We start from the raw sequence: 12,930 nt of genomic DNA, 5'->3' as shown, positions 1-12,930 counted from the left end.
AATCCGACTGAAGCCACGAGGCGCGATGCCCGAGGCTGAGATGATGCATGGGAGAGCGACATGGATGGTCGCGGCGATACCAACGGCACCAAGGACGCTTCCACGATCGAAGCTGACGATGCGGTCGACCAGCGCCTGGGTGAAACCGTGCGGCTGCTGCGGCAGCGCGCCGGCCTTTCGATCCAGGACGTCGCCAACAAGACCGGCCTGTCCACCGGCATGATCAGCCAGCTCGAACGCGCACGCGCGATGCCCTCGATCCGCACCCTGCGCCTGCTCGGCATCGCGCTCGATGTCCCCATCTCCTATTTCTTCGAGAGCAGCGATCCCGCCGACGGGCAGCGCTACATCGTGCGCAAGAGCAACCGGAGGCTGCTGCGTCTCACCGCCAGCGGCGTCGTCAAGGAAGCGCTGACCCCGGAAGGCAAAGGCCAGCTCGAGCTCTACGAGCTCACGCTCAACCCCGGCGCCTCCTCCGGCACCGACTTCCTGCAGCACACCGGCGAGAAGGCGGGCTACATCCTCTCGGGCAGCCTGCGGCTGTGGCTCGACAGTCAGGCCCATGTGCTGGAAGCCGGCGACAGCTTTCGTTTTCCGAGCATCGTGCCGCACATGTTCGACAACCCGACCCAGCAGGTGGCGCGCGTGATCTGGGTGACGACGCTGCGGCAGACCGATTCGCCGGCGGGTTGAAGCGGCCCCGTCCCGCACCACCGGAAATTGCCCCTCGACGCCGCCACGCCTAGTCTGTAGCTCACATGATGCCCGCAGCTCGCGAAGCGGCGGGGGCGGCCGGCGTCTTTGGTGTGAGACCATGAAACTCAGGAGGCTTCTGACCCTCGCGTTGGCCGCACAGGCCATCGTGACTGCTGCAGCCTTCCTCGCCTCCTCTCTGGCGACCGGCAGTGCCGAATTCGGCACGGCCCAGCTCCTCGCGCTCTTGGTCAGCGCCGCCGTGGCGGTGCTGCTCGTCCTTCTCTGCGCGCGTGCGATCGAGACGTCGCGGGAAATACGCACCGCTGAGCTGCTGGCCGGGCAGGCGCAGACCAACACGCACATGATGCAAGCCGTCATCAAGACCGCGCTCGATGCCTACATTCAGATCGACGAGAGCGGCACCGTGCTGGAGTGGAGCTTTCAGGCGGAGGCGCTGACCGGATGGACGCGGCAGGAGGCGCGGGGCGCCGACGTCGTCGATCTTCTCGTCGCCGAGCCGCTGCGCGCCGGCTTCAGGCAACGCATGGCGCGCCTCGTTCCGGAATTGTCCGCCGCGCCGGCCGGCATGCGCTTCGAAGTCACCCTGGTGCACAGGAACGGCGAGAATATCCTGGTCGAGGCGTCCAGCACGGTGTTGCGGATCGAAGAGCGCTCCATCATCAACACCTTCGTCAGGGACATCACCCAGACGCGCGCTGCCGAGGAGCAGCTGATCCAATCCCAGAAGATGGACGCGGTCGGGCAGCTCACCGGCGGCATCGCGCATGAATTCAACAACATGCTCACGGTGATAACAGGCACGATCGAGATCCTCGCCGACGCCGTCAAGGACAACCCGCCGCTCGCGACCATCACCAAGCTGATCAGCGAGGCCGCCGATCGCGGCGCCGCGCTGACGTCGAGCTTGCTCTCCTTTGCCCGCAAGCAGGCGCTGCAGCCGGCCGAGATCGACGTCAACGAGCTCATCGAGGAGCTCGCCAAGCTGCTGCTCGCAACCTTCGACAAGAAGATCGAGATCGTGACGAAGCTGGGCGGCAACGTCTGGCTGGCCTACGCCGACCGCGGGCAATTGAGCTCGGCGCTGCTCAACCTCGCCATCAATGCCCGCGATGCCATGCTGGACGGCGGCAGGCTGACGCTGACGACGCGCAACGTCGTGTTCGGCGTGCGCGAGGCCCTGGCGGTCGGTGCCGGCTATGCCGGCGACTATGTCGAGATCGAGATTGCCGACACCGGCACCGGCATTCCGCAGGCCATTCTCGAACGCATCTTCGATCCGTTCTTCTCGACCAAGGAGGTCGGCAAAGGCACGGGGCTCGGGCTCAGCATGGTGTTCGGCTTCGTCAAGCAGTCCGGCGGCGGCATCAAGGTCGCCTCGGAAGAAGGACGCGGCACCATCTTCACGATCTACCTGCCGAAGGCGGAGGCGAGCACGCTGCGCCCGACCGGCTACGACGATCGCAAGATCGTCGGCGGGACCGAAACCATCCTCTGTGTCGAGGACGACCGCGAGGTCCGACACTACGTCACGGTCCAGCTCGAAGGGCTCGGCTACAAAGTCATCCCCGCCGCCGATGCGACCGAGGCCCTCGCCATCGCGGCCGAAGGCACCCCGTTCGACCTGCTCTTCACCGACATCGTGATGGCCGGCAGCATGAACGGACGCGAGCTCGCCGAGCAGATGGTGGCCGCACGACCGTCCTTGCGGGTCCTCTTTACCTCCGGCTACGCCTACGATTCCCTGCATGCACAGGGACGCGCCACGATGGGTGCGCCGCTGCTGCGAAAGCCCTACCGCAAGGCCGAGCTGGCACGCCTGCTGCGGCGCAGCCTCGACACCGCAGTCGATTCCGCCGGCGACGCGATCCCGACGCCCTACTCGGTGCAGGCCGACGTCGAGGCGTTTCTGCGCAGGCAGGCCGCGGAAGGTAGTGGCACGACGCGGTCGCGGAAGTAGCGTCCGCGCTAGCTCATCCTTCGGCGCAGCGTCGCCGATGGCGTCTCGCCGAACTTTTCGCGGTAGGCGCCGGCCATGCGGCCGAGATGGGTGAAGCCGAGATCGAACGCGATCTCGGTGATGGAGGCATCGGGGGCGGCCTGCGCGAGGCGCGCGTTAAGGCCGGCGAGGCGCATGTCGAGCAACATCTGCGAGATCGACAGGCCGAAGTGACGGCGGAAGCCGAGCTGCAGCGCGCGGATGCCGATGCCGGAGGCGCAGGCGAGCTGCGCGAGATCGAGCGGCTCGCCGGCATTGTCGGCCAGATGGTCGCGTGCGGCGCGGAGCGCGCGCGGCAGGCGCTCGGCCTGGCCCGAGAAGGTTTCAATCGCATCCGAGTGGCTATGCCGCTGCCCGTTGAGGAGATGATCGAGCAGCGCTTCGCGCCGATCGGCCATTGCGACCGGCGACAGCCGGCCCGATGGACCGAGACGCTCGGCGAGCGTCATCAGTTCGGCGAGCCGGGCCTGCAGGGCCCGCCCCGACGGCGCATCCAGCTCGATCACCGGATCGAACTCGACCACCCCAGTCGCCCTGCCCGACAAGGCCGCGGCGCGCTGCTCGACCATGCGGCGGTCGAGCAGCAGGATCGCCTGTGCGCAATCGCTCCACATCATCCGGGTCGGAATGGTCGGCGACAGCAGCGATGCCGTCCGGCCCGGCGCCGCATCGAGCTCGCGATGACCGGCACGAATGCGGGCGCCGCCCGCGAGCGGGACCTGCACCAGGAAGAAGCGCTCGAGGCAGCCGGGATCGATGCTGACCGATCCGCCATAGGCGACGTAGTTGATGGAAAAGCCGTCGAAGGCCGCGCAATTGTGTCGGGCCGAGAAGCCGGCCGCCCGCGCCTGCGTCGGCTTGAGATCATGCGGGCAGAAGATGCGCCCGATCTGCTCGGCCGCCTCGTCGACGTCGTCGGTGGTGACGCGGGCGAAGGCCGCAAGCCGTTCGGCTGCAGAGGCTGTTGCGCTCATTTCCAGCTCGGCTGCGGACATCGTCGACCATGCTTCGCGCCCGGAATTACTTTAAGCCTATAATAGTTCCGCGGGCGCGAAAAGGGGCGCAACTCGCAAAATCATCGTGCTGCACGGCAATAGGCGCTCCGGATTCGTTTAGCGGATAGACAGGCGGCACGTCCCCGGCCGATGCTCGGTCCCCGCCGGAATCCATGAGGAGCAAGCCATGACTGCACTCGAAAAAGGCATTACCGCCAACGGCACGGGCTATGGCGGCAAGAGCTGGAACATCCTCGGCCAGGTCTATTTCCCCAAGGCCGTGACCGATTCCACCTTCGCATTCGAAACCAACAGCGATCCCGGCCAGTTCGTGCCGGTGCACATCCACCCGACCCAGGACGAGTTCATCCTGGTGCAGGAAGGCACGCTCGATCTCAAGCTCGACGGTCAATGGGTCAAGGCCCATGCCGGCGACCTCGTGCGAATGCCCCGCGGCATTCCGCACGGCTATTTCAACAAGTCCGACAAGCCGTGCCGGGCGCTGTTCTGGGTCTCGCCGATGCAGAAGCTGGAGGCGCTGTTCAACCAGCTGCACAATCTGACCGACCCCGCGGAAGTCGTGCGCATCTCGGCGCTGCATGAGGTCGACTTCCTGCCGCCCGAGGCCAACGACTAGCCGTCGCCGCTTCCTCCGCTTCCATCTGCTCGCAGCCCGGCCGGCCGCGCCTTGCGGCCGAACGCGGTCGCTTGCGCGCCAAACACATCGAGCAATCCCATGGTCAGCCCAAAACATGTCTGCGTGATCGGCGCCGGTGTCTCCGGCCTTGCCGCCGCGAAAGCATTCTCCACCCGTGGCCACCGCGTCACCATCGTCGAGCGCAGCTCGGATCTCGGCGGCGTCTGGGAGCCGGCGCGCTCCTACCCAGAGGTGCAGACCCAGAGCCCGAAGGAGCTCTACCGCTACACCGACCGCGCCATGCCGGACGCCTATCCGGAATGGCCGACCGGGCCGCAGGTGCACGCTTATCTCGCCAATTATGCCAAAAGCTTCGGCCTCGACCACATGCTGCGGCTCAACACCGAGGTCGCCGGCATGGCGCGCCGTGCCGACGGCAGACCGGGATGGACACTGGTCTTGAAGGACAAGAGCGGCACGGGCACGAACGAGGATTTCGATTTCGTCGCGGTCTGCACCGGGCAATTCAACGAGCCGCGCGAGCTGCATTGCCCCGGCGAGGGCGGCTTTCTGGCGCAGGGCGGCCAGATCCTGCATTCGTCGAAATACGGCGATCCGACGCTGGCAAAGGGACGCCGCGTCGTCGTGCTCGGCGGCTCGAAGTCCGCAACCGACATCGCCGCGAACGCGGTGAAGTCAGGCGCGCGCGAGGTCACGATCGTGATGCGCGAGCCGGTCTGGCGCATTCCCTATTTCATCGGCGGTCTCGTGAACTTCAAGCGCATCCTCTACATCCGCGCGCAGGAGGAGATGTTTCCGGGCTGGGGCATCGGCGCGATGGGGCGGCTCGCGCATCGCATCGCCGCGCCGCTGGTCTGGGCCAACTGGCGCGGGCTGGAAAGCCTGCTGAAGGCGCAGCTCAAGCTCGGCCGCTGCAACATGGTGCCGAAGGAGCGTATCGAGGACGGCGTCAACTGCTCGGTTCCGATCGCAACGCCGGGCTTCTATCCGATGGTCGCCGACGGCCGCATCAAGGCCGTGTTCGGCACGTTCGACCGTTACGAGGGCGACAGCATCGTGATGAGCGGCGGCGAACGCGTGGGCGCCGACGTCGCGGTGCTCGCGATTGGCTACAAGCTCGGCGTGCCGTTCCTGCCCGAGGCCTATCAAGCGAAGCTGGTCGATGCCGACGGGCAGTACCGGCTCTATCGCCTGATCGCCAATCCTGATCTGCCCGAGCTCGGCTTCGTCGGCTTCAACTCCTCGTTCTGCACCGTGCTGTGCGCCGACCTCGCGGCCAACTGGCTGGTGCGTTATGCCGACGGCCAGCTCGCCAACCAGCCGACCGCGCAGGCGATGCGCGACAACATCGAGATGATGCTGCACTTCAAGCGTGTCGAGCGCCCGGCCGCGGGCGTCTATGGCGGCCTCTGCGTTGCGCCCTATCACTACCGCCATTTCGACGAGTTGATGGCTGACATCGGCACGAAGCAGCAGAAGCGCGGCGGGCTCGCGGGGCGCTTCCAGCCGCCGGATGCGGATGCTTACGCCAAGTTCCTGGCGACGGCGCCGGATTACCGGGCGGCGTGAGAGGAGAATTGCGGCAGCTCGCGTCCGCCGTTTACGATCTCGCTGGTTATCGAATCGACGGGAACCAGCCATGGGATCGAGACGACTTGCCGCCGCGGCCCTTGCGGCTGTTGCCTTCCTCGTCGCGGCGCCCACCGTTGCGCAGAAGGCGGCGCCGACGCCACAGCAATCGGAGGCGCTCGCGGCTTATGAGCGCGCGCTCGGCGACTTCAAATCCATCCTCGCCGAGCGGCGGCGCCAGATCGAGGCGAAGGAGCCGCTGCCGAACCTGCCGGGACAGGCGCTCTATCTCGCGCGCGTCGCTGTGATCAGTGCTTACAAGGACCTCACCGACGTCATGCCGTCGCGGATCGGCCGGCCGAACAAGTTCGAGATTCCTCCGGCCTACTTCGATGCCGAGATCGAGCCGCTGGTCGACGAATACGGCAGGCTGTTCGACCTCATGGAGGCGCCGCCTGCGAGCGCGCAGAGCTCGCCGACACCATTCAGGGACGTCGTCGATCTCGCCGTTGCGATTGCGCGCGCCAAGGGGCTCGCCCCCGAACATGCCGAAGCTGCGGGGCGGATCAGCCTCGGGCTGTTCTTTGCGGAGACCAACGGCAAGCAGAACGTCCGCAATGCGCGCTCGAACACCTATATGGGCAGCTTCCAGACCGGCCCCTCCGAAGACCGCAACGGCAGGCGGAAATGGGAGGCCATCAAGGGCGACATCGCCGCGATCGATCCGCACCTGAGCGCACGCGACGACAAGGAGGAGGCGCGCGCCCGCGGCACAGATCACCGCTTCAACCACTGGACCAATGTGCGCGACGGCCTGATGAACGCGCACGCCGATCTGTTTCGTGAGATCCCGAAAATCGTGAAGACGCTGCCCGATCCGATCGACCAGATGAAGCTGTTCGAGCTGATCCAGATCGTTCCCACCCCGACGCGGTCGGCGCTCAAATCCGGCGATCTCCTGAACTATGGGGTTTCCAGCCCCACGATCATGAAGCACCTGCGCAACAACAGCATCTTTGCCTTCGGACGGGCCGACCGGGCGAAAACCTCGGCAAGCTACCGCGAGATCCTCGCTGCGATGTGGCTGTTCAACCGCAAGTTCGAGAAGGCGATGGCGAAATACGCGGAGATCAGGGGCCGCTGAGGAGGCGGGTTGCAACTGCCAGCGCAGGTTGTAGTCTCGCGATCGCATCGGCCACACGGACCGTTCCATGCGCATTCTCGTTCTCGGCGGCAGCCAGTTTCTCGGCCGGGCGGTCGCAAGCCATGCTTGCGCTGGCGGTCATGACGTGACCTGCGCCGTCCGCGGCCTTGCGGGGCCGATTGCCGCCGGCGCCCGCTTCGTGCGGATCGACCGCGACGTAATCGACGGACTTGCGCCGCTCGCCGGTGAGACATTCGACGCCGTGGTCGACGTCGCGCGTCATCCCGGCCAGGTCCGCCGTGCGGTCGCCGCGATGAAGCGGCCGGGCGTGCATTGGACCTTCGTCTCGACGATCAGCGTGTATGCGGACAACCGCATCCCCGGGCAACGCGCCGACGCCGCACCGCTGCGCGAGCCTGTTGCGGCGGAGATCGAGCACAGCACCGAGGCGATCTACGGCGCCGCCAAGGTCGCCTGCGAACAGGCGGTCGGCGATGGTGCCTTCATCTGCCGTGCCGGACTGATCGCAGGGCCCGAGGACCCGACCGGACGGTTCGCCTACTGGCCGGCGCGGCTTGCGCGCGGCGGCGAGGTGCTGGCGCCGGGATCGCCGGAGGATGCGGTGCAGTTCATCGACGTGCGCGATCTCGCGCAGTGGATCGTGCATGCGGCAGAGACCGGTCTCACCGGCATCTATGACGGGATCGGGCCGATCCGCACGCGCGGCGAATTCCTGAGCGAATGCGCATCTGCGCTGAACGCGTCCTGCACCTTCACCTGGGTCGATCGCGCCTTTCTGGAAGCGCATGACGTCAGGCGTTGGGCCGGCCCGCGGTCGCTGCCGATGTGGCTGCCCCTGCCCGACTTCGCCGGCTTCATGACGCGCGACACCTCGCCGGCGCGCGAGGCCGGCTTGACCTCGCGACCGGCGGGAGACACCGCGCGCGATACGCTTGATTGGCTCAACGCCAGCAACGGGCCGGTCGTCGGTCTCACCGCCGAAGACGAGAAGGATGTGCTCGCGGCGTGGCATGCGCACCAGCCCTAGTGCGGACGGGCCGATCGTGCGCCCCGTGAAAAAGCGCCTTGTCACGACAAATCTGCCAAAGGGCACGCCGCCGTTTGCAGTGCAAGACCTGTGACCGCCATGGCTATGGTGTTTCACGGCCGCGCATTTGTTGGTAGCCTGCCGCACCGACAGACAGCAATCGGGGACCACCGAATGACGCGCGCGAATCCCACCTCTCCCGCACGACGCAAAGAAGCGTGGACGCGTATCGGGCAGGTCCTTTCCGCCGCGACCACCGTGATCATGCTCGCCGGCTGCGAGGACAAGAACACGTTCGTGGCGCCGCCGCCGCCCAAGGTGGACGTCGCGACGCCGGTGCAGCGCCCGGTGACGCGCTACGTCGAGGCCACCGGCAACACGGCGCCGATCAAGAGCGTCGATCTCGTCGCGCGCGTGCAGGGCTTCCTGCAAACGATCGACTATCAGGACGGCACGTTCGTCAAGCAGGGCACCCAGCTGTTCACGATCGAGCCTGAGACCTACAAGCTCAAGGTCGAGCAGGCGAAGGCCGCGGAGGTCGGCGCGCAAGCCACGGTCAAGCAGACCGAAGCCGATTACAAGCGGCAGGTCGAGCTCGTGCAGCGCCAGGCGGTCTCGCAGTCCACCCTCGACACCTCGACATCGACCCGTGACAACGCTCAGGCCAACCTCCAGCAGGCCCAGGTCAATACGAGGCTGGCGGAGGTCAATTACGGCTACACCAGGGTGACCGCGCCGTTCGACGGCGTCGTCAGCGCGCACATGGTCTCGGTCGGCGAACTGGTCGGCGTCTCCTCGCCGACCCAGCTCGCCACCATCGTCGCGATGGACCCGATCTATGTGAACTTCACCGTCAACGAGCAGGACGTGCTGCGCATCCGCGCCGAGGCGGCCCGCCGCGGACTGACGCCCACGGATATGAAGCAATTCCCGATTCAAGTGGGGCTGCAGACCGAGACCGGCTATCCGCATGAGGGCAAGCTCGACTACGTCTCGCCGACCCTCAATCAATCGACCGGCACGCTGGCGGTGCGCGGCCTCGTCCCCAACGACAAGCGGGTGCTGCTGCCCGGCTATTTCGTCCGCGTCCGCGTGCCCTTCGACCAGGAAAAGAGTGCCCTGCTCGTTCCCGACACAGCGCTCGGCAGCGACCAGGGCGGCCGCTATCTGCTGGTGGTCAACAGCGACAACGTCGTCGAGCAGCGCAAGGTGCAGATCGGCCCGGTCGACAACGGGCTGCGCGTGATCGAAAGCGGCCTGAAGCCGGAGGACCGCGTCGTGACCGCGGGGCTGTTGCGCGTCATCCCGGGCCAGAAGATCGATCCGCAGATGACGAAGATCGAGCAGTCGCAGGCCTCGAGCAAGTAAGGGCTGCCAGCCATGATCTCAAAGTTCTTCATCGAGCGGCCGGTCCTCTCCAACGTCATCGCGCTCCTGATGATCCTGATCGGCGGCGTCGCGCTGTTCAACCTCGCCATCGCGCAATATCCCGATGTGGTGCCGCCGACCGTGCAGGTCACCACGCGCTATCCCGGCGCCAGCGCCAAGACGGTGATCGACACCGTGGCGCTGCCGATCGAGCAGCAGGTCAACGGCGTCGAGGACATGCTGTACATGCAGTCCTACAGCGGCTCCGACGGCACCTACACGCTGACCGTCACCTTCAAGATCGGCACCGACCTCAACTTCGCGCAGGTGCTGGTGCAGAACCGCGTCTCCAGCGCATTGTCGCAATTGCCGCAAGCCGTGCAGAACCAGGGCGTCACCGTGCAGAAGCGGTCGACCTCGATCCTGTTGTTCGTGACGCTGACCTCGCCGGAGGCGAAATACGACAGCCTTTACTTGAGCAACTACGCCACCATCAACATCCGCGACGAGCTCTCGCGCCTGCCCGGCGTCGGCAACGTCACCGTGTTCGGCGCCGGCCAATATTCGATGCGGATCTGGCTCGATCCCAACAAGCTGCAGGTGCGGGGCCTGGTGCCGCAGGACGTCATCAACGCAATCCAGCAGCAGAGCCAGCAGGTCTCCGCCGGCCAGGTCGGCGCGCCGCCGACGCCGCCGGGACAGGCGTTCCAGTACACGCTCAACGTCAACGGACGGCTCGACGACGCTGGCCAGTTCGAGAACATCATCGTCAAGACAGGCTCGAGCGGCGACGTCACGCGGGTGCGCGACGTCGGCTGGGTCGAGCTCGGCGCGCAGACCTACAGCCAGATCTTCTCGCTCAACAAGCAGCCGGCCACCGGCATCGGCGTGTTCCAGTCGCCCGGCGCCAACGCGCTCCAGGTCGAGCAGGCCGTCGAGAAGAAGATGGCCGAGCTCGCCAAGCGCTTTCCCGAAGGCATCAAGTACGACACGCCGTTCGACACCACCAAGTTCGTCGAAGCCTCGGTGCACGAGGTCTACATGACCTTGATCGAGGCCGGCTTGCTGGTGCTGGTCGTGATCCTCGTCTTCCTGCAGGACTGGCGCGCGATGCTGGTGCCGGCGACGACCGTGCCCGTCACCATCATCGGCGCGTTCGCGGCGATGGCGGCGCTCGGCTTCACCATCAACATGTCGACGCTGTTTGCGATCGTGCTCGCGATCGGCATCGTCGTCGACGACGCCATCGTCGTGGTCGAAGGCGCCGCCCACAACATCGAGCAGGGCATGAACGGTCACGACGCCGCGATCCGCGCCATGGACCAGCTGTTCGCGCCGATCGTCGGCATCACGCTGGTGCTGATCTCGGTGTTTTTGCCGGCCTCGTTCCTCGCAGGACTGACGGGACGCATCTACTCGCAATTCGCGCTGGTGATCGCCGCGACCGCCCTGCTCTCCGCGATCAACGCAGCGACCTTGAAGCCGACGCAATGTGCGCTGTGGCTGCGGCCGGCGGTGCCGCCGGAGCAGCGCAATTTCTTCTATCGGGGCTTCAATGCGGTCTACAACCGCCTCGAGCGCGGCTACACCAGGCTGATCACGTTTCTGGTCAAGCACGCCACCATCTCGGTCGCGTTCGCGCTGCTGGTCATCGCAGCCAGCGGCTACGGCCTGTCGCGGGTGCCGACCGGCTTCCTGCCGATCGAGGACCAGGGCTATCTGATCGCTGCCGTGCAGCTGCCCGACGGCGCCGCGCTGGAGCGGACGCAGGCCGTGCTCGACAAAGCGAGCGGGCTGATCAAGGACACGCCCGGCGTAGCGCAGGTCATCACCATCGCCGGCATCTCCGCGCTCGACAACAGCGCCAGCCTCGCCAATGCCGGCGTCGCCTACATCATCCTGAAGGACTGGGACGCGCGCAAAGGGCCAGGCGAGGATCTGCGCTCGCTGGTCTTTGGCCTCAACGACAAGCTCGCGGCCATCATGGAGGCCCGCACCATCGTGCTGCCGCCGCCGCCGATCCAGGGCATCGGCAACGCCGCCGGCTTCTCGATGCAGGTCGAGCTGCGCGACGGCAACAGCGATTTCGCCAAGCTGCAGACCATCACCGGCGCGATGGTCTCCAACGCTCAGAGCCAGAGCGCGCTGCAGCGCGTGCAGTCCTCGTTCCGTTCCTCGGTGCCGCAATTCAACGTCGAGATCGACCGCGTCAAGACCCAGACGCTGCACGTCACCACCGATCAGGTGTTTTCGGCGCTGTCGACCTATCTCGGCTCGTCCTATGTCAACCAGTTCAACAAGTTCGGCCGCGTGTTCCAGGTCTACACCCAGGCCGATCCGGCGTTCCGCGTCACCGAGCGCGACATCGCCAACATGCAGGTGCGCAACTCGAACGGCGACATGATCCCGATCGGCACCGTCGCCAAGATCACGCCGGCCACGGGTCCGTCGCTGATCAGCCTCTACAACCTCTATCCGTCCTCGACCGTGATCGGCCTGCCGGCGCAGGGCTACTCTTCCGGCCAGTCGCTGAAGCTGATGGAGGAGATCGCGGACAAGACGCTGCCGCCGGGCACCGGCTATGAATGGACCGCGATGTCCTATCAGGAGAAGGCGGTCAGCAACCAGATCTACTGGGTGTTCGGGCTCGCCATGCTGCTGGTCTATCTCGTGCTCGCCGGCCAGTACGAGAGCTGGTATGCGCCGATCTCGGTGATCCTCGCCGTGCCGCTGTCGCTGCTCGGGCCGATGCTGATCCTCTCCGGCCTCAAGATCGACAACAACCTCTATTGCCAGATAGGCCTGATCCTGCTCATCGCGCTGTCGGCGAAGAACGCGATCCTGATCGTCGAGGTCGGCCTCGAGCTGCACGGCCGCGACGGCAAGCCGATCCTGGAGTCCGCGATCGAGGCGGCGCGCGCCCGCTTCCGCCCGATCCTGATGACCTCGTTCGCCTTCATCCTCGGCGTCGTCCCGCTGGTGCTCGCCACCGGCGCCGGCGCCAGCGCCCGCAAGTCGATCGGCATCACCGTGTTCTCGGGGATGCTGGCCTCGACCTGCCTCGCGGTGCTGTTCGTGCCGGCGTTCTTCGTGGTGGTGCAGCGCTTCGAAAACTGGCGGGCGAGCAAGAAGGCGGTGAAGGCGGTGGCGGAGGTGAAGCCTTAGCTGCTTTTGGTCCGCTCGAAACAAAAGTGCGAAAACAACCCCATGCACAGTAGGGATGGGGTTGAAAAGGCTTACGAAAATTTCGGTCATACCGAATCGACTTGCTCCGTCGGGCAAAACAGGGGCATAATGGCATGATGGGCGGAATGGGCGATCGGCCGCGCCCCCCTCGTCATTGCGAGCGCAGCGAAGCAATCCAGAATCCGTCTACCGAGGCAGTCTGGATTGCTTCGTCGCAAGTGCTCCTCGCAATGACGCGTGTAGAGAGTT

General features: G+C 66.0%; 9 protein-coding genes. 8 read left to right on the top strand and 1 reads right to left on the bottom strand.

Annotation, left to right across the window (positions count from 1 at the left end; all coding sequences use genetic code 11):
* Window positions 1–60: 60 nt before the first annotated feature.
* A complete protein-coding gene (locus N2602_RS10040; protein ID WP_172786844.1) occupies window positions 61–693 on the top strand; it encodes a cupin domain-containing protein in 633 nt (210 codons plus the stop codon).
* Window positions 694–814: 121 nt separating this feature from the next.
* The gene (locus N2602_RS10035) at window positions 815–2,674 is read left to right on the top strand and encodes an ATP-binding protein (protein WP_260382536.1); all 1,860 of its coding nucleotides are present in this window, start codon (window positions 815–817) and stop codon (window positions 2,672–2,674) included.
* A gap of 8 nt (window positions 2,675–2,682) precedes the next feature.
* Here N2602_RS10035 and N2602_RS10030 read toward each other — a convergent pair whose 3' ends face one another.
* Window positions 2,683–3,708, bottom strand: coding sequence for an AraC family transcriptional regulator (locus N2602_RS10030; RefSeq protein WP_260382535.1), 1,026 nt, complete (start codon window positions 3,706–3,708; stop codon window positions 2,683–2,685).
* 187 nt (window positions 3,709–3,895) lie between these two features.
* On the opposite strand from N2602_RS10030, the gene N2602_RS10025 reads away from it, so the two are divergent.
* From N2602_RS10025 to N2602_RS10000, 6 genes are all read left to right on the top strand, one after another.
* Complete coding sequence (locus N2602_RS10025; RefSeq protein WP_024339447.1) at window positions 3,896–4,345, top strand: cupin domain-containing protein; 450 nt, start codon at window positions 3,896–3,898, stop codon at window positions 4,343–4,345.
* Between the two features lie 99 nt (window positions 4,346–4,444).
* The gene (locus tag N2602_RS10020; RefSeq protein WP_260382534.1) at window positions 4,445–5,935 is read left to right on the top strand and encodes an NAD(P)/FAD-dependent oxidoreductase; all 1,491 of its coding nucleotides are present in this window, start codon (window positions 4,445–4,447) and stop codon (window positions 5,933–5,935) included.
* A 70-nt stretch (window positions 5,936–6,005) separates the two neighbouring features.
* Window positions 6,006–7,079 carry a hypothetical protein gene (locus N2602_RS10015; protein WP_260382533.1) on the top strand — a complete coding sequence of 358 codons (1,074 nt, stop codon included), beginning with the start codon at window positions 6,006–6,008 and terminating at the stop codon, window positions 7,077–7,079.
* Between the two features lie 67 nt (window positions 7,080–7,146).
* On the top strand, window positions 7,147–8,127 hold the full coding sequence (locus N2602_RS10010) for an NAD-dependent epimerase/dehydratase family protein (RefSeq protein ID WP_260382532.1): 981 nt from the start codon (window positions 7,147–7,149) through the stop codon (window positions 8,125–8,127).
* Window positions 8,128–8,301: 174 nt separating this feature from the next.
* Complete coding sequence (locus N2602_RS10005; protein ID WP_172786850.1) at window positions 8,302–9,495, top strand: efflux RND transporter periplasmic adaptor subunit; 1,194 nt, start codon at window positions 8,302–8,304, stop codon at window positions 9,493–9,495.
* A 12-nt stretch (window positions 9,496–9,507) separates the two neighbouring features.
* Complete coding sequence (locus tag N2602_RS10000; RefSeq protein WP_260382531.1) at window positions 9,508–12,660, top strand: efflux RND transporter permease subunit; 3,153 nt, start codon at window positions 9,508–9,510, stop codon at window positions 12,658–12,660.
* Window positions 12,661–12,930 lie beyond the last annotated feature (270 nt).

Origin of the sequence: Bradyrhizobium sp. NC92 (genome assembly GCF_025200865.1) — a bacterium.
Taxonomy (GTDB): Bacteria; Pseudomonadota; Alphaproteobacteria; order Rhizobiales; family Xanthobacteraceae; genus Bradyrhizobium.
Note: the sequence above shows the minus strand (reverse complement) of the source record. Positions and strands in the feature narration are given on the sequence as shown.

Excerpts from the sequence above, each read along its gene's own strand:
- N2602_RS10005 (WP_172786850.1), top strand. The coding sequence starts at position 8,302 with ATGACGCGCGCGAATCCCACCTCTCCCGCACGACGCAAAGAAGCGTGG.
- N2602_RS10025 (WP_024339447.1), top strand. The coding sequence starts at position 3,896 with ATGACTGCACTCGAAAAAGGCATTACCGCCAACGGCACGGGCTATGGC.
- N2602_RS10015 (WP_260382533.1), top strand. The coding sequence starts at position 6,006 with ATGGGATCGAGACGACTTGCCGCCGCGGCCCTTGCGGCTGTTGCCTTC.
- N2602_RS10030 (WP_260382535.1), bottom strand. The coding sequence starts at position 3,708 with ATGTCCGCAGCCGAGCTGGAAATGAGCGCAACAGCCTCTGCAGCCGAA.
- N2602_RS10020 (WP_260382534.1), top strand. The coding sequence starts at position 4,445 with ATGGTCAGCCCAAAACATGTCTGCGTGATCGGCGCCGGTGTCTCCGGC.
- N2602_RS10035 (WP_260382536.1), top strand. The coding sequence starts at position 815 with ATGAAACTCAGGAGGCTTCTGACCCTCGCGTTGGCCGCACAGGCCATC.
- N2602_RS10000 (WP_260382531.1), top strand. The coding sequence starts at position 9,508 with ATGATCTCAAAGTTCTTCATCGAGCGGCCGGTCCTCTCCAACGTCATC.
- N2602_RS10010 (WP_260382532.1), top strand. The coding sequence starts at position 7,147 with ATGCGCATTCTCGTTCTCGGCGGCAGCCAGTTTCTCGGCCGGGCGGTC.
- N2602_RS10040 (WP_172786844.1), top strand. The coding sequence starts at position 61 with ATGGATGGTCGCGGCGATACCAACGGCACCAAGGACGCTTCCACGATC.